Here is a 19,005-nt window from a genome sequence, read left to right as displayed (position 1 = left end):
CAAGCGGGAGAGGTTGCAGCGGAGTTCGCGGTTGGCCGGTGAGTCCTCAGAGATACTTCTTCAAATCCGCCGCCGCCTCTTCCGGCGTGCGCTTCAGGTTGAACGGCGAGACGAACCTCCCCTCGCGGTCCATCAGGTAGATCAGGGCGGTGTGGTCCATGGTGTAGTCGCCGTCCTTGGTCGGGACCTTCTTGGCATAGACCCGATAGGAGGTGATGACCTTGGCGGTCTCGGCAGGGTCACCGGACAGGCCCTCGAGGTGCGGATCGAAGCTCGACAGATAGTCCTTCATGGTCGCCGGCGTATCGCGCTCGGGATCGACCGAGATGAAGACGGCATTGACCTTGTCGGCATCCTTGCCCATCGCGCGCAGCACTTCCGAGATCTCGAACAGGGAGGTCGGGCAGACGTCGGGGCAATGGGTGTAGCCGAAGAAGATCAGGGTCGGCTTGCCCTTGAGGCTCTTGTCAGTGACGGCCTTGCCGTTCTGGTCGGTGAGCTGGAACGGTCCGCCGATCGCGGCCGGCTGCGCCACCTTGCTGACGCCGCCCATGGCCCAGAACATGATCAGGAGCCCGACGACGAGGCTTGCGGCGAAGGCGGTCGCGATCACCAGCGGACGGGTGGCGGAACTCATGAGCGGAAAACTTCCTGTCGCGGATCAGAAGCAGGCGGCGAAACCGGCCCTGATCATTTCGAAGAACATCTGGGTGCCATAGTGGAGCCACAGCATCAGCGCGCCGAGAACGAGCACCCCGCCGATCGCCGCGCCCGCCCACAGCAGCACGGACGGCGTCCGGCCGGCAGTGGACGAATTGTCCTGTAATGGATGCGTCGGGTGCAGTGGTTGAGCCATGACAACGATCGAGGGCGAAGGCCCGGTTCCCGAGCCACAGATAGGCTCTGGCCCGCCTGCGGGCAAGCCGCAGGCGGGCCAGAGCGATCCGGTCAGGCCGAGGATGTCAGTGCAGGAGCTGGCCCCGGGCGGATTCGATCTGGTCCGCTTGCGGGAGGGACCGGCGCGCCGGCTTGATGGTCGAGGCCTGTGCGTCCATGTAGCAGGGCTTGTACATGGCCTGGAGCTGCTTGCCCTTGAGGAAGAGCATATGTGGGGTGAGGCCGCCGCGCTGGCTGATCCAGCGCTTCACCTGCGAGGGGTACATCGCATAGAGCATCTGGGTCGCCTCGGTATTGGTGACGGCGCGGCCATTGCTGCCGAAATCCCAGGCGGCGTGGAAGCCGAGCGTCGCGCTCGAGGTCACGCAGATGCGGTCATGCGGGATGGCGCCGAGGACGATCGTGCAGGCGGAGGCGCAGAGGCCGTCGATGATGACGGTTTCTCCCGATTGACGCAGGTCCTGGTACTTGTCGACGTAGGTTCCAATCCGGCCACCGCGGTCATCCGCGATCCGAACCACCGCGTGAGAAGCCCCCATGCCAGCGATCAACAGAACCGCCGCAAGCAACCCCGTCAGAAACTTCATTGTCCCCGCCCCAGTCGAATTCGAATCTGCGTGTCAGGTGGTGATGCACGGCTAGCGTCGGTCGTAACCAAGGTTTTGTCTAGGCAGGCCGGCTCGCTCAAAACAAATTCAAATCCAGTGTTGCGTCCGCGCTGCACTCGGTCGGTCTTTATCCCAGAGTGGAACAAGTTAACGATGTCTTACGCGCCTCGCCCTTGATCTCAGTTACAACCGCTGGCTTCAATCCGGGCAAATACAGGGGGAACCATGGAGAGGGGAGTCATGGAGGGGGACACACATGGCTGAGGACACGGACGTCATCGTCGTCGGCGGGGGATTGTCGGGCCTCGTGGCCGCAACCGAGATCGCCGATGCGGGCAAGCGCGTGATCGTGGTCGACCAGGAAGGCGAGCAGTCGATCGGAGGACAGGCGTTCTGGTCGTTCGGCGGACTGTTCATGGTCGATTCGCCGGAGCAGCGCCGGCTCGGCATCAGGGATTCCTTCGACCTCGCCATGCAGGACTGGCTCGGGACCGCCGGCTTCGACCGCGATGAGGACTTTTGGCCGCGCCAATGGGCGGAGGCTTATGTCGCGTTCGCGGCCGGCGAGAAGCGCGCCTGGCTGCGGGCGATGGGTCATCGCATCTTTCCCGTGGTCGGCTGGGCCGAGCGCGGCGGTTATGACGCAATGGGCCACGGCAATTCCGTGCCCCGCTTTCACGTCACCTGGGGCACCGGCCCCGGCCTCGTCGAGCCGTTCGAGCGCCGCGCCCGCGAAGCCGTCAAGAGCGGCCGGCTGAGCTTCAGGTTCCGCCACCGCGTCGACGCGCTCTCGATCACCAACGGAACGGTGGATGGCGTCAGCGGCGCCGTCCTCGCTCCCGACGATGTCGAGCGCGGCAAGAGCTCTTCCCGCAATGTGGTCGGCGAGTTTGCGCTCAAGGGGCAGGCCGTGATCGTCGCCTCCGGCGGCATCGGCGGCAATCACGAGCTGGTGCGGCAGAACTGGCCGAAGCGGCTCGGTGATCCCCCGAAATTCATGATCTCCGGCGTGCCCGAACATGTCGACGGCCGCATGATCGGCATCACCGAGACATCCGGCGCGCGGCTGATCAATCGCGACCGCATGTGGCATTATGTCGAAGGCATCCAGAATTGGAATCCGATCTGGCCGCGCCACGGCATTCGCATCCTGCCCGGCCCCTCCTCGATGTGGTTCGACGCCACGGGCACAAGGCTGCCGGCGCCGCTCTTTCCCGGCTCCGACACGCTCGGCCAGCTCAAATACATCATGTCGACGGGCTATGATTATTCCTGGTTCATCCTGACCCAGAGCATCATCAAGAAGGAGTTCGCGCTCTCGGGCTCGGAGCAGAACCCTGATCTCACCGGCAAGAGCTGGCGCATGACCTTGCGCCGCGCCACCAACAAAGGCGCGCCTGCGCCGGTGGAAGCGTTCAAAAGCCATGGTGTCGACTTCATCGTACGCGACAAGCTCGAGGATCTTGTCGCGGAGATGAACAAGCTTGCCGGCAGCGACCTCCTCAAGCTCGCCCATATCAGGACGCAGATCGAGGCGCGCGACCGCGAGATCGCCAATCCCTATGTCAAGGACGCGCAGGTGATGAACATCCACAATGCGCGCCGTTACATCGGCGACAAGCTGATCCGCACCGCCTCCCCACACAGGATCCTGGATCCCGCGCACGGGCCGCTGATCGCGGTCAAGCTCAACATCCTCACCCGCAAGACGCTGGGCGGCTTCGAGACCGATCTCGATTCGCGCGTGTTCGGCGGCGAGGGCAGCGTCATTCCCGGCCTTTACGCGGTCGGCGAAGCCGCCGGCTTCGGCGGCGGCGGCGTGCATGGCTATCGCTCGCTCGAAGGCACCTTCCTCGGCGGCTGCTTGTTCTCGGGCCGCAATGCCGGCCGCGCCGCTGCCAAAGCGGTAGGCTAGCTCATGCGGCGGTGGATGCGCATCGCGGCGATCGTCGCGGCATTGACCACGGCTTCCGCTGCATCCGCCGAGACCATCGACGTCAACGGCGTGAAGCGCTCCTACACCGCGCAATTGCCGGCCAAGAGGCCTGCGCCGCTGGTGATCGTGCTGCATGGCAAGACCCAGCGCGGCGCCGACATGATCACGCGGACGGCCTGGCCACAGGTCGCGAAGCGCGAAGGCCTGGCCGTGGCGTTTCCCGACGGACTCAACCATGCTTGGGCCGATGCGCGGACAAGAGCGGGACCCGCACTGCGCGGGCCTCCGCCGGGCACCAATGACGTCGCCTTCATCGCAAGGCTCGTCGAGAAGCTGGTAGCCGACGGGATCGCCGATGCAAAGCGCGTCTTCATCGCAGGCATCTCCAATGGCGGTGCCATGGCGATGACCATGGCCTGCGCCCGCGCCGATCTGTTTGCGGCCGGCGCGAGCGTGATCATGAATCTCACAGACGAAGCCGCCGTCAGCTGCCATCCGTCACGGCCGCTGCCAATGCTGATCATGAACGGCACGGCCGATCCGCTGGTCCCCTACGCCGGTGGACGCGGGTCGAGCTATTTTGCCGCTGACGGATTCTGGTCGACCGAGGAGACGCTGGAGTTCTGGCGCAAGCTCAACGGCTGCGAGACGGATGATGCGGCAAGGTCCGATCTGCCCGACAGGAATGCGGCGGACCAGTCCACGGTGACGCGGATCTCCTCGCGCTGCCCGGCCGGACACGACGTCGTGCTCTATCGAGTCAACAATGGCGGCCATCGCATGCCCGGATTTTCTCCGGATGCCCGCTTCCCCAAGGTCGCAGCCAGCCTGCTCGGGCCGCAGAACGGCGATATCGACGGCGCCGAGGCGATCTGGGCTTTTTTCAGTCAGTTTCCTTGAGGGCACGTGTTCGGCGCTGATGCCAGCGCGCAGCTAACGCATGCGTGCGCGGGCAACGCATGCGCCCCGGGGGTGGCAGAGCGCGAGGTGCTGGGCTAGACAGGGCCGCCATTCCAGTGAGGAGATCCGTAAATGAGCATTCAGCGTTTCGAAACCGGCCCGCGCATGAGCCAGGTCGTCGTGCACGGCAACACCGTCTATCTCGCCGGTGTCGTCGCCAACAAGGCGGCCGGCGAGAGCGTGACCAAGCAGACCCAGGACATCCTGGCGACCATCGACGGCCATCTCGCCAAGGCCGGCACCGACAAGTCGAAGCTGCTCTCGGCCACGATCTACATCACCGACATGAAGACGTTCGGCGAAATGAATGCGGTGTGGGACGCCTGGGTCTCGCCCGGCAACACCCCCGCACGCGCCACGGTCGAAGCCAAGCTGGCGGCGCCGCAATACACCGTCGAGATCATGGTGACCGCCGCGAAGTGATTTCGCGAAGACTTGACGCTCGTCGAGGCGCGATGAAGCATCATCGCGCCTCAGTTCTTTTGCGCATGACCTCCGAGGTAATCGATCGACGCGCGTGAACCTTCGATAGTCGGGCCAGCCGGACAACACGGCGCCATCGAAGGAGAGCACCATGACCGATCCCAACACCGTCGCCCGCCGCTACATCGAGCTTTGGAACGAGCGCGTCGCCGGCCGGCGCCGCGAACTGCTCAGCGAGAACTGGACGAATGATGCGAGCTATGTCGATCCCCTGATGAAGGGCGATGGCCGCGACGGCATCGAGGCGCTGATCGCTGGCGTGCAGCAGCGCTTTCCCGATTTCAAATTCCACCTGATCGGCGAGCCCAACGGCTACGGCGACCACATCCGCTTTTCCTGGGGACTCGGTCCCGATGGCGCCGACAGCCCGATCAAGGGCACGGATTTCGCCGTGCTGAAGGACGGCCGGATCAGCAGCGTGACCGGATTTCTCGATCAGGTGCCGGCCGAGGCGTGAGACCGCTGGCTTCCTCGTGTGGGAGAGAGGACGGGCGCATGCGGTTTTAGCGTCCGGCGCGCGCGCCTCGTCCTTCGAGACGACCGCTTTCAGCGGTCTCCTCATCAGGATGAGGCTGAACTGTATCGGCGTCCGTTGAAAGTGCTGCCGCGCACTCTGTCCTCATCCTGAGGGCCCGCCAAAGGCGGGCGTCTCGAAGAATGGCCGCAGCGGATAGTCTTCAATACCCTTTCGTGCAGGCGGGGAGGGCGGCACCCCTCGACGAAGCCATCCCCACGGCTTACCTGTCATGCCGTGCCACCTCGTACCCTCCAAGTATCGGCCGAGCCGGCCGCGCTGCTGCCGGGCCGCTTCCAGCAATGGTTCGCGGCCCGCGGCTGGTCGCCGCGCGCGCATCAATTAGCGCTGCTGGAGAAGGCGAGCGAGGATGCTAGCGCGCTGCTGATCGCGCCGACTGGCGCCGGCAAGACGCTGGCGGGATTTCTGCCGACGCTGGTGGAGCTTTCGGCGCAGGCGGCCGAACGGATTCCTGGGGCGAAGCAAAGCCTCGTGTCCACCGGCCGCAGCCTGCAACGGACCTTCGGCCTGCACACGCTCTACATCTCGCCGCTCAAGGCGCTCGCCGTCGACATCGCGCGCAATCTGGAGCGGCCGATCGCGGAGATGGGTCTGCCGATCAAAGTGGAGACCCGCACCGGCGACACGCCGGTGTCGCGCCGCCAGCGGCAGCGCCGCTATCCGCCTGATGTGTTGCTGACGACACCCGAGCAGCTTGCGCTGCTGCTGTCCTCCGACGACGCGCCGTTCCTGTTCTCCTCCCTCAAGCGCATCGTGCTCGACGAATTGCATGCGCTGGTGACCTCCAAGCGCGGCGACCTGCTCTCGCTCGGCCTCGCGCGGCTGTGGCGGCTGGCGCCGCAGATGCGCGCCATCGGCCTGTCGGCGACGGTGGCCGAGCCGGACCAGCTCGCGCGCTTCCTGGTGCCCCAGCCCGATGGCCGGGAAGCGGCCGCCGATGTCGTCGTCGCCGGCGGTGCGGCCCCGCCAGAGGTCGAGATGCTCGACACGCGCGAGCGCCTGCCCTGGGCCGGCCACAGCGCGCGCCACGCGCTTCCTGAGATCTACGAGCTGATCAAGGCGAACAAGACCACGCTGATCTTCGTCAACACCCGCAGCCAGGCCGAGATGCTGTTCCAGAATCTCTGGAGCATGAACGACGATGGCCTGGCCATCGCGCTGCATCACGGCTCGCTCGACGTCGCCCAGCGCCGCAAGGTCGAGGACGCGATGTCGGCGGGCCGGCTGCGCGGCGTGGTCTGCACCTCCTCGCTCGACCTCGGCGTCGATTGGGGCGACGTCGATCTCGTCGTCAATATCGGCGCGCCAAAAGGCTCTTCGCGCCTGATGCAGCGGATTGGCCGCGCCAACCATCGCCTCGACGAGGCTTCGCGCGCGGTGCTGGTGCCGGCCAACCGTTTCGAGGTGCTGGAGTGCCGCGTCGCGATCGACGCCATTGCCGAGAATGCGCAGGACACGCCGCCCTTGCGCACGGGTGCTCTCGACGTGCTGGCCCAGCATGTGCTCGGCTGTGCCTGCGGCGAGCCGTTCCTCAGCGACGATCTGTATGCCGAGGTTCGCACGGCCGCGCCCTACGCCGAGCTGTCGCGGCAGGATTTCGACGACGTCATCGATTTCGTCGCCTCCGGCGGCTACGCGTTGAAGACCTATGAGCGCTTCGCCCGCATCAAGCAGGACAAGGAGGGACGCTGGCGCGTTGCCAATCCCAAGGTGCGGCAGAGTTACCGCATGAATGTCGGCACCATCGTCGAGGACGACATGCTGAAGGTGCGGCTGGTGCGCTCGCGCGGCGGCGGGCAAGGAAAAGCAGGCGGATCGACAGGCGTGATCGCGCGTGGCGGCCGGCTGCTCGGCGAGATCGAGGAAGCTTTCATCGAGGGTCTCTCGCCCGGCGATACCTTCGTGTTCTCGGGCGAGGTGGTGCGCTATGAAACCCTAGTCGAGGACCAGGTCTATGTCTCGCGCGCGCACGACAAGGACCCCAAGGTGCCGTCCTATATGGGCGGCAAATTTCCGCTCTCGACCTATCTCGCCGAGCGCGTCCGCCGGCTGCTCGACGACGGGCGTGCGTGGGGTGGCCTGCCGGAGCAGGTGCGCGACTGGCTGTCGCTGCAGAAGGACATCTCCCGCGTACCAGCGGTGCGCGAGCTCCTGGTCGAGAGCTTCCCGCGCGCCAACAAGCATTATCTGGTCTGCTATCCGTTCGAGGGCCGCCTCGCGCACCAGACGCTCGGCATGCTGCTGACGCGCCGGCTGGAGCGTGCCCGCGCGCGGCCGCTCGGCTTCGTCGCCAATGAATATGCGGTGGCGATCTGGGGCCTCGGCGATCTCTCCTTCATGATCCGCGACGGAAAAATCGACCTCAACGCGCTGTTCGACCCCGACATGCTCGGCGATGATCTGGAGGCCTGGCTCGCCGAATCCGCGCTGATGAAGCGCACTTTCCGCAACTGCGCCATCATCTCCGGTCTGATCGCGCGCCGCCACACCGGCGAGGAGAAGAGCCGCCGCCAGGTGCTGTTCTCGACCGATCTGGTCTACGACGTGCTGCGCAAGCACCAGGCCGATCACGTCCTCTTGCGCGCCGCGCGCGCCGATGCCGCCACCGGCCTGCTCGATTTGCGTCGTCTCAGCGACATGCTGATGCGTATCCACGGCCGCATCACGCACCGGGAACTCGACCATGTCTCCCCGCTCGCCGTGCCCGTGATGCTGGAAATCGGCCGCGAGTCAGTCTATGGCGAAGCTGCAGACGAGCTTTTGGCCGAAGCCGCCGACGAGCTCGTCAAAGAGGCGATGGGATAGAGCAGGTTTCGGACGTGACGAGGGGCGCGCAGGTTTCGGGGGATGTCGACGACATGCGCGTGTCCACAGTCACCATCAGCGATGTGACCTTCGCCGCCGACCTCTCCGGCGCGCTGTTCTGGGAAGAGCAGCGTCTGCTCGTCGTCTCCGACCTGCACCTTGAAAAAGGCTCCAGCTTCGCCACCCGCGGCGTGCTGCTGCCGCCATACGATACCATCGCGACGCTTGGCCGGCTCGCTGCTGTCATCTCCCGCCATGATCCGGGAGTAGTCATCGCCCTCGGTGACAGCTTTCACGACTGCAGCGCGCACGAGCGTCTGTCCGCCGCGGACCGCGACGCGGTGGCCGCACTCCAGACCGGTCGCGACTGGATCTGGATCTCCGGCAATCACGATCCGATGCTGCCGCGCGATCTCGGCGGCACCGTCGCTGACGAAGTCGCGATCGGCCCGGTCACCTTCCGCCACGAGCCGACCGGTGCGCGCGGCGAGATCGCCGGCCATCTCCATCCCAAGGCACGCGTGTCCGCGCGCGGCCGCGTCATGGAGCGCCGCTGCTTCGCCAGCGACGGAATGCGGGCGGTGATGCCGGCATTCGGTGCCTATGCCGGCGGGCTCAGCATCCGCGACGCGGCCTTCGCAAAGATCTTTCCGGCCAATGGCTTTGTCGCCCATCTGCTCGGCGACCGCCGCGTCCACGCCATTGCCGCCTCGCGCTGCAGCTGAGATTTCGGCGCGTCGTCAGAACAAATTAAGAACACTTTAGCAAGTCTTTGATATATCATTGTGATTCGGCGCATCGCCGACACAATATCTAGCGTTTGTCAGACTTTGCGAGGACTAGATGTCCACCATCGCCTTCGATCAATTTGCCCTCACCCGGATCGCCGATTTCGCGCGCTCGCTATCGCGGCTGCATCAGGCGGCGCGGCGCCAGAGGGTCGACGACGACCAGTTCGACCGCGAGTTCAACGCGGTGTGCCAGTCGATCTGGGGCTACACCATCGACGACGTCAGCGACGATCTGTTCTCGGCCGAGGACCATCTGTTCCTGGACACGCTGGACGAAGCGCATGCGCGCATCTTCGCGGCCGAGCAGGGCTACGACCTCGTCGGCGAGACGGGCATGCTGACGGACTGGTGGGGTTTCTGCTGGATGATCCTGGCCGAGAAGCGCGGCCTGCTGACGCCGGAGAACCGCGCCGCCGCGCGGGCGGCGATCGAGGAGAAATATCTGGCCGCGCCGAACGTGATCGGGGTGATCATCGGGAGGTAGTGCTCCATCCTCGTCTTTGCGAGCCACCGGGTCCGCGCAGAGCGCGGCCCGATGACAGGCTCAGCGAAGCAATCCAGAATCTTTCCGCGGAGGGATTCTGGATTGCTTCGTCGCGAGGGCTCCTCGCAATGACGGCTCGGGCTTACTCCAGCCCGGCCCGCTTCGCCGGCTTCGCGGCCGCCTTCGGTACCGACACATCGGGCAGCGCCTCACGCACGATCTCCGGAGCCGGCGCATCTGCCGACACCGTCTCGGCGCGCACCGGCGCCACCTTCATCTCGCCGAGCCGGGCGCGGACCTGGGCGGTGAGGCCGGGATAGGAGGCGACCGGGGTGAAGTCCGCAGCCTGGTCGTTGCCGACGCGAATGCCGGTATAGGCGACGAGGCCGTCAGTGGTGGCAATCACGTCGCCGGCTTTCAGCGAGGAATCCAGCGCGAGATCGACCGGGGCAAGGCCGACCGGCTCGCGGCCGTTGCAGGTGCAATCGGCGCGCAGCGCCTTGCGATAGGCGAACGCGTTCTCGCTGTCGGCATAGCGCTCACCGGTCTGCGAGGCGGCGCCGTCGATCGAGGAGCCGAAATAGACCTTGGTCGCGCTGGCAGGGCAGAACGCCTGACACATCTGTGCCGGCGAGGCGAGGCCGCGCATCAGCGGAAAATACTTGCCGTCGCAGCTGCGCACGCAGAAGGCCGGACCCGAGCCGCCTGCTGCGGCCGACCGCGTCGGCGGCACATATTGCGGAGTTGCGGCATTCTGTTGCCCGGTGAAGGGATCGGAGTAGGAGCTCGCCTGCGGCGGCACCTCGCGCTGCGGCCGCTGCATGCCGCCGAAGAAGAAATCGAACAGGCCTTCGGCCGACACCGGGGCGGGAGTTGCCAGCAGTGGTGCTGCAAGCGCGGCGGCCACAATCGCGCGACGCCGCCGGCGCGTATGGGACAGGACTGTACGCAACGCTCACTCCACCCGACGCTACTGAACCGGCCGGGACCAGAGGGGTCTCAGCACATGATGCACCATAGAGCGGGATGGTAAATGAGCGGTTGAGGGCGCTTCTTCACCTCTCCCCGCGGGGAGCGGGAAGAAGGATCACGCCTTCAAGAACTCCGAGGCCTTGTACAGCGAGCGGAACGGCAGGCCGGCCGCGCCGAACGTGTCGGTAGCGCCTTCCTCGCGGTCGACCATGGTCAGCACCAACACCACATTGGCGCCGGTCTCGCGCACGGATTCCACCGCCTTCATCGCCGAGCCGCCTGTGGTGGTGACGTCCTCGACGATCACGACGCGCTTGCCGGCCAGCGTCTCGCCCTTGGGCAGCCCCTCGATCGCAAGCTTGGCGCCGTGCTCCTTTGGCTTCTTGCGCACGAAGAACGCCGCGATCGGATGCCCCTTGATCCAGGAGATCTGCGCCAGCGCGCCGGCAAGCGGCACTGCGCCCATCTCGAGGCCGCCGATGAAATCGAGCTGATCGTCCTTCAGCGCCTCATAGGTGAGCTCGGCCAGCAGCGTCGCGCCCTCGGGGTCGAGCATGGTCGGCTTGAGATTGAAATAGAAATCGCTCTTGCGACCCGACGCGAGCGTCACCTCGCCGCGGCCGAAGGAGCGCCGGCGGATGATTTCGAACAGGCGGGCGCGGGAGGCAGATTTCGACACGGCGGTCCCTCGAACAGCGTTTCTTGAAGGTGGCGGAATTTATCCGCGACGGGGGCGACATTCCAGAGGGGGCGTGTCCCGTCAACAGGGATCGGCCATCCCGGTCCGCCGGTTGTCGGGATGCGACCTTCTGGAGTAGGTGGATGCCTAGATTTCTCGGGGAAGGAAGTGCCCAAAAATGAGCATCGAGCTGCACACCTGGAACACGCCGAACGGCCGCAAGATCTCGGTCGCGCTGGAGGAGATGGGGCTGCCCTACAAGGTGATCCCGGTGAACATCACCAAGGGCGAGCAGATGGCGCCGGAGTTCCTCAAGCTCTCCCCGAACAACAAGATTCCCGCGATCGTCGACACCGACGGCCCGGACGGCAAGCCCGTCAGCATCTTCGAATCAGGCGCGATCCTGCTCTATCTCGGTGAAAAGACCGGAAAATTCCTGCCGAAATCGCTTCGCGAGCGGATTCCCGTCTATGAATGGCTGATGTGGCAGATGGGCGGCTTCGGCCCGATGCCGGGCCAGGTCCATCATTTCATCGCGCTCGAGAACGAGCAGGACCGCGCCTACGGCCTGAAGCGCTACATGGCGGAGACGCGCCGGCTCTATGGCGTGCTCGACCGTCGCCTGGACGGGCGCGACTTCGTCGCCGGCGATCTCTCGATCGCCGATTTTGCCATCCTGGGCTGGGCCTGGCGCCACCCTCGCCACAAGGTTGATCTGGCCGACTTTCCCAACGTCAAGCGCTGGTACGAGGCCCTGATGGCCCGACCGGCGGTGAAGCGGGGGATGGAGGCGAAGCTGGATTGATTTTCGCTTACCCTCCCCTGGTGGGGGAGGGTCGATCGCGCAACGCGCGAGCGGGGTGGGGTGATCTCTCCACTCGGGCACCGTTGGATGGGGAGGCACTGTCACCCCACCCCGCTACGCATTCCGCTTCGCTACATGCGCAGCGACCCTCCCCCTCCAGGGGAGGGTAAGAAAAAACGTCACACCTTCTTCGCTTCGACCGCCATTCGCACCGCGAGCCCGGCCAGCACCGTGCCCATCAGCCAGCGCTGCACCAGCATCCAGCTCGGCCGGCTGGACAGGAACAGCGCGATCGATCCGGCGGCGAGCGCGATCATCGCGTTGACGCTGACGCTGATCGCGATCTGGATGGCGCCGAGCGCCACCGATTGGGTCAGCACGCTGCCGGCTGTGGGATCAATGAACTGCGGCAGCAGTGCCAGGTACAGCATCGCGATCTTCGGGTTGAGCAGGTTGGTGACGAAGCCCATCGCGAACAATTTGCGCGGACTATCTATGGCGAGCTTCCTCACCTGGAACGGCGAGCGCCCGCCCGGTTTCACCGCCTGCCAGGCAAGCCAGAGCAGATAACCCGCGCCGGCAAAGCGCAGCGCGTCATAGGCAAAGGGGATGGCGAGCAGCAGCGCAGTGATGCCGAATGCCGCGCACAGCATGTAGAACACGAAGCCGAGCGCGACGCCGCCGAGCGAGACGATGCCTGCGGCAGGCCCTTGCGTGATCGAGCGCGAGATCAGGTAGATCATGTTCGGTCCCGGCGTGAGCACGAGACCGAGGCAGACGAGGGCGAAGCCGAGCAGGGCGGAGGTGTGGGGCATGGGCGAACCGGGGCGGGAGCTGCTACGATTCTAATATGGGCGGTGCTTCCGGGCCATCGCGCAATTGCTCGGAGGACAATTGAGGTCTTGCGCCGGTGTGCCCGCTCCGCTCCCTCGCCCCGTTGTTACGGGGAGAGGGTTGGGGTGAGGGGCCTCTCTCCACACGAGAGATCGTTGAGGGACCTGTACCCCCTCACCCGGATCGCAAGGGCGATCCGACCTCTCCCCGCAAGCGGGGAGAGGTGAAGAGCAGCCTAATGCGCCTCGTCCCAATTGTTCGCGGCGCGCGCGTCGACATGCAGCGGCACCGACAGCAGCACGGCCGGAAACGGCGCGTCCTGCATCACGTGCTGCACGACCGGCAGCGTCGCCTCGACCTCGGCGTCCGGCACCTCGAAGATCAATTCGTCATGCACCTGCAGCAGCATCTGCGCCGACAGCTTCTTTGCGGCCAGCGCATCCTCCACCCGCGTCATGGCGCGGCGGATGATGTCGGCGGCGGTGCCCTGCAGCCGCGCGTTGATCGCGGCGCGCTCGTTGAACGCGCGCACCGAGGCGTTGGACGCCTTGATGTCGGGATAGTGGCATTTGCGGCCGAACAGCGTGGTGACGTAGCCATGGTTGCGGCAGAAATCGCGCGTCTCGTCCATATAGGCGCGGATGCCGGGAAAGCGCTCGAAATATTTCTTGATGTAGGCGGAGGCCTCCTCGCGGGCGATGCCGAGCTGGTTGGCGAGACCGAACGCCGAGATGCCGTAGATGATGCCGAAATTGATCGCCTTGGCGCGGCGGCGGATCTCGCTCGGCATGCCCTTGATCGGCACGCCGAACATTTCCGAGGCAGTCATGGCGTGAATGTCGAGGCCGTCGCGGAACGCCTGCTTCAGCACGGGAATATCGGCGATCTCCGCCAGCAGCCTGAGCTCGATCTGTGAATAATCCGCGGAAACCAGCTTGTGCCCGGGCGTGGCGATGAAGGCGCGGCGGATCTTGCGCCCGTCCTCGGTCCGCACCGGGATGTTCTGCAGGTTCGGCTCGTTCGACGACAGCCGGCCCGTCGTGGTCGCGGCCAGCGCGTAGGTGGTGTGCACGCGATGGGTCTGCGGATTGACATAGGTCGGCAGCGCATCGGTGTAGGTCGATTTCAGTTTCGAGACCTGGCGCCACTCCAGAATCTTCTTCGGGAACTCGTGGCCCTGCTCGGCGAGCTCGTCCAGCACCTGCGCGGTGGTCGACCATGCGCCGGTCTTCGTCTTGGTACCGCCCGGCAATCCCATCTTGCCGAACAGGATGTCGCCAATCTGCTTGGGACTGCCGACATTGACCGGCTCCCCCGCGATCTCCTGGATCTCGGCCTCGACGCGGGCCGCAGTCTGGGCAAAGTCGCCGGATAGACGCGACAAGACCTGGCGGTCGATCGAGATGCCGCGCCGCTCCATGCGCGCGAGCACGGAGACCAGCGGTCGCTCCAAGGTTTCGTATACCGTCGTCATGTGCTCGGCGACGAGGCGGGGCTTCAGCACGTGCCAGAGCCGCAGGGCGACATCGGCGCTTTCGGCCGACAGCGTGGAGGCCTTGTCGATCGGCACCTGGTCGAAGGTGATCTTGCCCTTGCCGCTGCCGAGCAGCTCGCTCTCCCTGAGCATGGCATGGCCGAACCAGCGCTCCGACAGCTGCTCCAGGGCATGCGAGCCGCGGCCGGCATCAAGCACGTAGGAGATCAGGAGCGCATCGTCGATGTTGCGCAAGGTGATGCCGTGTTGCGCCAGCATCACCGCGGTGAACTTGACGTCGAAGCCGATCTTGAGAATTCCAGCCGATTCCAGCACCGGCCGCAGCGCTTCGATCGCATCAGCGTGCTTGACCTGATCAGGCGCGAGGCCGGCATCGAACAGGCCGGCGCCGCCGCCGGACTGCTTGTGCGCCAGCGGCACATAGCAGGCATCGTTCGGCGCCAGCGCCAGCGCAATGCCGCAGAGGTCGGCCTGCATCGGATCGATCGAGTTCGCTTTCATCTCGATCGCGACGTGGCCGGCATCATGGATGCGCCCGATGAACGCGTTGAGCTCTTTCAGCGTCTTGATCGCCTGATACTTGGCTCGATCGACTGGAAGCTTGCGCATCGCTTGCTCGCGCGCCGCGGCGAGCGAGATCGGCGCGCCCTTCGGGCTTGCGGCCTTGTCCTCCTTGGCGGCCGATTTGTTGGGCTCGTTCGGCCGGACCTGCGCCGGCGTGCCGGTGCCCGGCGTGGGCACGACATCCGAGGGCGGCAGCGGCGTGAACACGCTGGCGCCGCTGGAATAGCCGGGATCGGCATCGACATTGGCGGGGTCGATCTGCGCATATTCGGCCACGCGCCGCGTCAGTGTCGTGAATTCCATCGCCTTCAGGAAAGCGACCAGCTTGCGCGCGTCCGGCTCGTGCACTGCGAGATCGTCCAGCGGCACCTCGAGGTCGACCTTGTCGTCGAGCAGCACGAGTTGCCGCGAAATGCGGGCCTTCTCGGCATTCTCGAGCAGCGCCTCCCGCCGCTTCGGCTGCTTGATCTCACCGGCGCGGAACAACAGCTGGTCGAGATCGCCATATTCGGTGATCAGCTGCGCTGCGGTCTTGATGCCGATGCCGGGCACACCCGGCACGTTGTCGGTGGAGTCGCCGGCCAAAGCCTGGACCTCGACGACCTTGTTCGGCGGCACGCCGAACTTCTCGATCACCTCGGCAATGCCGATGCGCCGGTCCTTCATGGTGTCGTACATCGTGACGCAATCGGTCACGAGCTGCATCAAATCCTTGTCGGACGATACGATGGTGGCGCTGGCGCCGCGCTCGCAGGCCTGTCGCACATAGGTCGCAATGAGATCGTCGGCCTCGAAGCCGGTTTGTTCCAGGCAGGGCAGGTCGAAGGCGCGCACCGCTTCGCGGATCAGCGCGAATTGCGGTATCAAATCGTCGGGGGCGGGCGGCCGGTGCGCCTTGTAGTCCGGATAGATCTTGTTGCGGAAGGTGATCTCCGACTTGTCGAACACGATGGCAAGGTGCGTCGGCCGATTGTCCTCCGGCATGTCGCGCAGGAGCTTCCACAGCATGTTGCAGAAGCCGAGCACGGCGTTGACCTGCAACCCGTCGGACTTGCGGTTCAGCGGCGGCAGCGCGTGGTAGGCGCGGAAGATGTAGGAGGAACCGTCGACCAGGAACACATGATCGCCCTTGCCGGCGGGCTTGGCCGCAACCGGCTTGGCAGCAGCTGTCGCAGTGCGCTTGGCATCGGCGGTCTTGGCATCGGCGGCGGCTTTGGGCGCGGCCTTGGTGTCAGCTTTGGCGGTGGTCTTCGGGGATGTTTTGGGCATGGCCGCAATGTATGAATTTTTGCGGGCTTTGACAGCCTTGGAAGGGGGATTTTTGCCGCGATTCCCACACCTGTTGTCGTCCCGCGAAAGCGGGGGGGCCATGACCACGGGGACAAGCTTGGAGGACTGGCTACTCCGCTGCCTGCAGCCGCACGCCCGCCTTCTTCGGTGCGATCCAGAACGCATCGGGCCGCTCGAACAGGAAACGCGCATTGAGCCGCAGCGCAGCCTGCCAGATCAGCAGCGCGCCGAGCACCCCGACGACGGTGACGATCAGCGACACCGCGCCGATATCGGGGATGATGCCAGTGCGCAGCAGCAGCGTGCGCGTTGCGGCCATCGGCAGGAAGAAGGCGAGATAGATCACGATCGAATGCTCGCCGCAGAAGCGCAGGAAGTTTATCCACTGCGCGCGTGCGAGCAACGTGCCCATCGTGATGATCGCACAGGCGCCGGCAAAGCCGAGCACGAGCGAGACGATCTTCCATTCGCTGACCTCCAACACGACGAGGCCGGCATTGACCAGCGCCCAGGCCGCAAGTGCCGCGAGCGCAAGCGCCGGATGCTTGCGCGCGCGCTCCGACAGCGCGAACACGTAAGGCGCGAACAGATAGCCCGAATAGAAATAGACGAAGCGCGAGCAGAACTCGTCGATCGCGGTCCAGCCGGTCGAGATGCGGGCCGTCTCCAGCGCGGCGGCGGCGAGCCAGATCGCGAGTGGCGGGATACTGCGTGTCAGTTTTGTGACGACGAAGAAGACCGGCAGCAGATAGATGAACCACAGCGTGCCGAACGGCTCGATGAAGGATTCAAGATACAACAGGCCAACATGCTGCCAGCTCGTCTCCGCTGCGAAGGAGGGCGCCTTGAAGCCGAACTGGATTGTCACCCAGAGGACATAGAAATAGGCAAAATGCACCACCTTGCGGTCGAGATAGGTTCGCCAATCGCGATCGATCACCAGCGGCAGGAACAGGCCGGAGATCAGGAAGAAATCCGGCATCCGGAACGGCTTCGCGAAGGCCACGGCAATATGCATGAAACCGGTCTCGCCGGCGGCGAGCTCGACACCCAACACCGAATGCATCATCACGACCATGATGATGCAGATGCCTTTGGCGTAGTCGACCCAGTCGACACGGCCGGCAGAAGGGGCTCGGATTGCTCCGCTGCCTGCGATTGTGCCTGATGGTGCCATGGTGTCTCTTTTCGAGGCGTGTTCCGCCCGTCCTGTCCGGGTGTGGGGCAGTGTGGGGCCCCCGCGGTTTCCGACTTCTTTACCGGTTCAATTCCCATGCCGCTTTTTTGCATGCGGGCTGTTCCTTCCCCTCGGGAAAATGCTAAACCCCCCGATGTCGGGGTTTCGTTTCGTTAACCAATTCAAAACAGGGACTTTTCATGCGTATCGCGATGATCGGCACGGGCTATGTGGGACTGGTGTCCGGCGCCTGCTTTGCCGATTTCGGTCACGACGTCACCTGCGTCGACAAGGATGAGAAGAAGATTGCGGCGCTCCACAACGGTGAGATCCCGATCTACGAGCCCGGCCTCGACGAGCTGGTCGCGACCAACGTCAAAGCCAAGCGGCTCGACTTCACGACCGATCTGAAAAAGCCGGTGGCAGAAGCTGATGCCGTGTTCATCGCGGTCGGCACGCCCTCGCGCCGCGGCGACGGTCATGCCGATCTCTCCTACGTCTATGCCGCGGCGAAGGAGATCGCGCAGTCGCTTCAAGGTTTCACGGTCGTTGTGACGAAGTCGACCGTGCCTGTGGGCACCGGCGACGAGGTCGAGCGCATCATCCGCGAGACCAATCCCAACGCCGACGTCGTGGTCGCCTCCAATCCGGAGTTCCTGCGCGAGGGCGCGGCAATCCGCGACTTCAAGTTCCCCGACCGCATCGTGGTCGGCACCTCCGACGAGCGCGGCCGCAAGTTGATGGGCGACATCTATCGTCCGCTGTCGCTGAACCAGGCGCCGCTGATGTTCACGGCGCGTCGCACCGCCGAGATGATCAAATACGCAGCGAATGCGTTCCTCGCGACCAAGATCACCTTCATCAACGAGATCGCCGATCTCTCCGAAAAGGCCGGTGCCAACGTGCAGGAGGTCGCCCGCGGCATTGGCCTCGACAACCGCATCGGCACCAAGTTCCTGCATGCCGGTCCCGGCTTCGGCGGCTCGTGCTTCCCGAAGGACACCAAGGCGCTGATCAAGATCGCGCAGGATTACGATGTTTCCCTGCGCATCGTCGAATCCGTGCTGGCGGTCAACGAGAACCGCAAGCGCGCGATGGCGCGCAAGGTGAGCCAGGCGCTCGGCGGCAATCTGCGTGGCAAGACCGTCGCCGTGCTCGGCCTGACCTTCAAGCCCGACACCGACGACATGCGCGATGCGCCGTCGATCCCGCTGGTGACAGGCCTGATCGACATGGGCGCGAAGGTCAAGGCGTTCGATCCCGTCGGCATGGAGCAGGCCAAGAGCGAACTGCCCAGCATCACCTATTGCGACGACGCCTATTCCTGCGCGCAGGATGCCGATGCGCTGGTCATCGTCACCGAATGGGTGCAGTTCCGCGCGCTCGATCTCGACCGGCTGAAGAGCGTCATGGCGCAGTCCATTGTCGTCGACCTGCGCAACATCTATCGCCCCGAGGACATGAAAGCCGCTGGCTTCACCTATGAGAGCGTCGGCCGCCCGCCGGTGCAGGGCTGATAGCGAGACCGGTTGTTCCCGATGGCCCTTGTGGCTCTGTCATTCCGGGGCGCGCATAGCGCGAACCCGGAATCTCGAGCTTCCGGGTCTGGTCCTTCGGACCATCCCGGAATGACGGAGCTTGAGGTAAGACGTGGATGCCCGGCACAAGGCTGGGCATGACGACGGGAAGA

The 19,005-nt window shown here is 65.0% G+C and carries 17 protein-coding genes; 9 read left to right on the top strand and 8 right to left on the bottom strand.

Going from position 1 to position 19,005, the window contains the following annotated elements; all coding sequences use genetic code 11:
• Nucleotides 1-46: 46 nt before the first annotated feature.
• From P6U31_RS34365 to P6U31_RS34355, 3 genes are all read right to left on the bottom strand, one after another.
• Complete coding sequence (locus tag P6U31_RS34365) at nucleotides 47-637, bottom strand: SCO family protein (protein WP_407186030.1); 591 nt, start codon at nucleotides 635-637, stop codon at nucleotides 47-49.
• A 24-nt stretch (nucleotides 638-661) separates the two neighbouring features.
• Nucleotides 662-856: a hypothetical protein gene (locus P6U31_RS34360; RefSeq protein ID WP_407186029.1), complete on the bottom strand. Its 195-nt coding sequence runs from the start codon at nucleotides 854-856 to the stop codon at nucleotides 662-664.
• A 106-nt stretch (nucleotides 857-962) separates the two neighbouring features.
• Nucleotides 963-1,484: a hypothetical protein gene (locus P6U31_RS34355; protein ID WP_407186028.1), complete on the bottom strand. Its 522-nt coding sequence runs from the start codon at nucleotides 1,482-1,484 to the stop codon at nucleotides 963-965.
• 277 nt (nucleotides 1,485-1,761) lie between these two features.
• Here P6U31_RS34355 and P6U31_RS34350 point away from each other — a divergent pair, with 277 nt between their 5' ends.
• From P6U31_RS34350 to P6U31_RS34320, 7 genes are all read left to right on the top strand, one after another.
• On the top strand, nucleotides 1,762-3,420 hold the full coding sequence (locus P6U31_RS34350; RefSeq protein WP_407186027.1) for an FAD-binding dehydrogenase: 1,659 nt from the start codon (nucleotides 1,762-1,764) through the stop codon (nucleotides 3,418-3,420).
• 3 nt (nucleotides 3,421-3,423) lie between these two features.
• Nucleotides 3,424-4,341 carry an alpha/beta hydrolase family esterase gene (locus tag P6U31_RS34345; RefSeq protein WP_407186026.1) on the top strand — a complete coding sequence of 306 codons (918 nt, stop codon included), beginning with the start codon at nucleotides 3,424-3,426 and terminating at the stop codon, nucleotides 4,339-4,341.
• Between the two features lie 132 nt (nucleotides 4,342-4,473).
• Complete coding sequence (locus tag P6U31_RS34340) at nucleotides 4,474-4,824, top strand: RidA family protein (protein WP_027575148.1); 351 nt, start codon at nucleotides 4,474-4,476, stop codon at nucleotides 4,822-4,824.
• 151 nt (nucleotides 4,825-4,975) lie between these two features.
• Entirely contained in the window at nucleotides 4,976-5,341 is a 366-nt protein-coding gene (locus tag P6U31_RS34335; protein ID WP_407186025.1) for a nuclear transport factor 2 family protein, read from the top strand.
• A gap of 294 nt (nucleotides 5,342-5,635) precedes the next feature.
• On the top strand, nucleotides 5,636-8,224 hold the full coding sequence (locus tag P6U31_RS34330) for a ligase-associated DNA damage response DEXH box helicase (RefSeq protein ID WP_407186024.1): 2,589 nt from the start codon (nucleotides 5,636-5,638) through the stop codon (nucleotides 8,222-8,224).
• A 53-nt stretch (nucleotides 8,225-8,277) separates the two neighbouring features.
• A complete protein-coding gene (pdeM, locus tag P6U31_RS34325) occupies nucleotides 8,278-8,949 on the top strand; it encodes a ligase-associated DNA damage response endonuclease PdeM (protein ID WP_407186023.1) in 672 nt (223 codons plus the stop codon).
• 118 nt (nucleotides 8,950-9,067) lie between these two features.
• The gene (locus tag P6U31_RS34320) at nucleotides 9,068-9,499 is read left to right on the top strand and encodes a hypothetical protein (protein WP_407186022.1); all 432 of its coding nucleotides are present in this window, start codon (nucleotides 9,068-9,070) and stop codon (nucleotides 9,497-9,499) included.
• Nucleotides 9,500-9,641: 142 nt separating this feature from the next.
• On the opposite strand, the gene P6U31_RS34315 is transcribed toward P6U31_RS34320, so the two are convergent.
• Nucleotides 9,642-10,451 (bottom strand): DUF2865 domain-containing protein, encoded by an 810-nt coding sequence (locus P6U31_RS34315; protein ID WP_407186021.1) that lies wholly within the window; start codon nucleotides 10,449-10,451, stop codon nucleotides 9,642-9,644.
• Nucleotides 10,452-10,586: 135 nt separating this feature from the next.
• Nucleotides 10,587-11,150, bottom strand: coding sequence for an orotate phosphoribosyltransferase (gene pyrE / locus P6U31_RS34310; protein ID WP_027575142.1), 564 nt, complete (start codon nucleotides 11,148-11,150; stop codon nucleotides 10,587-10,589).
• 178 nt (nucleotides 11,151-11,328) lie between these two features.
• Here pyrE and P6U31_RS34305 point away from each other — a divergent pair, with 178 nt between their 5' ends.
• Nucleotides 11,329-11,955, top strand: coding sequence for a glutathione S-transferase family protein (locus tag P6U31_RS34305; RefSeq protein ID WP_407186020.1), 627 nt, complete (start codon nucleotides 11,329-11,331; stop codon nucleotides 11,953-11,955).
• Between the two features lie 179 nt (nucleotides 11,956-12,134).
• On the opposite strand, the gene P6U31_RS34300 is transcribed toward P6U31_RS34305, so the two are convergent.
• From P6U31_RS34300 to P6U31_RS34290, 3 genes are all read right to left on the bottom strand, one after another.
• Complete coding sequence (locus P6U31_RS34300) at nucleotides 12,135-12,770, bottom strand: LysE family translocator (protein WP_407186019.1); 636 nt, start codon at nucleotides 12,768-12,770, stop codon at nucleotides 12,135-12,137.
• Between the two features lie 254 nt (nucleotides 12,771-13,024).
• Nucleotides 13,025-16,117, bottom strand: coding sequence for a DNA polymerase I (gene polA, locus P6U31_RS34295; protein ID WP_407186018.1), 3,093 nt, complete (start codon nucleotides 16,115-16,117; stop codon nucleotides 13,025-13,027).
• A gap of 130 nt (nucleotides 16,118-16,247) precedes the next feature.
• On the bottom strand, nucleotides 16,248-17,315 hold the full coding sequence (locus P6U31_RS34290) for an acyltransferase family protein (RefSeq protein ID WP_407186017.1): 1,068 nt from the start codon (nucleotides 17,313-17,315) through the stop codon (nucleotides 16,248-16,250).
• Nucleotides 17,316-17,515: 200 nt separating this feature from the next.
• Between P6U31_RS34290 and P6U31_RS34285 the strand changes: the two genes are divergently transcribed.
• Nucleotides 17,516-18,832 carry a UDP-glucose dehydrogenase family protein gene (locus P6U31_RS34285; protein ID WP_407186016.1) on the top strand — a complete coding sequence of 439 codons (1,317 nt, stop codon included), beginning with the start codon at nucleotides 17,516-17,518 and terminating at the stop codon, nucleotides 18,830-18,832.
• The last annotated feature ends 173 nt before the right edge of the window (nucleotides 18,833-19,005 follow it).

Source organism: Bradyrhizobium centrosematis, from assembly GCF_045571495.1.
GTDB lineage: Bacteria > Pseudomonadota > Alphaproteobacteria > Rhizobiales > Xanthobacteraceae > Bradyrhizobium > Bradyrhizobium centrosematis.
The sequence above is the reverse complement of the archived record's forward strand: the minus strand, read 5'-3'. Positions and strand labels throughout refer to the sequence as shown.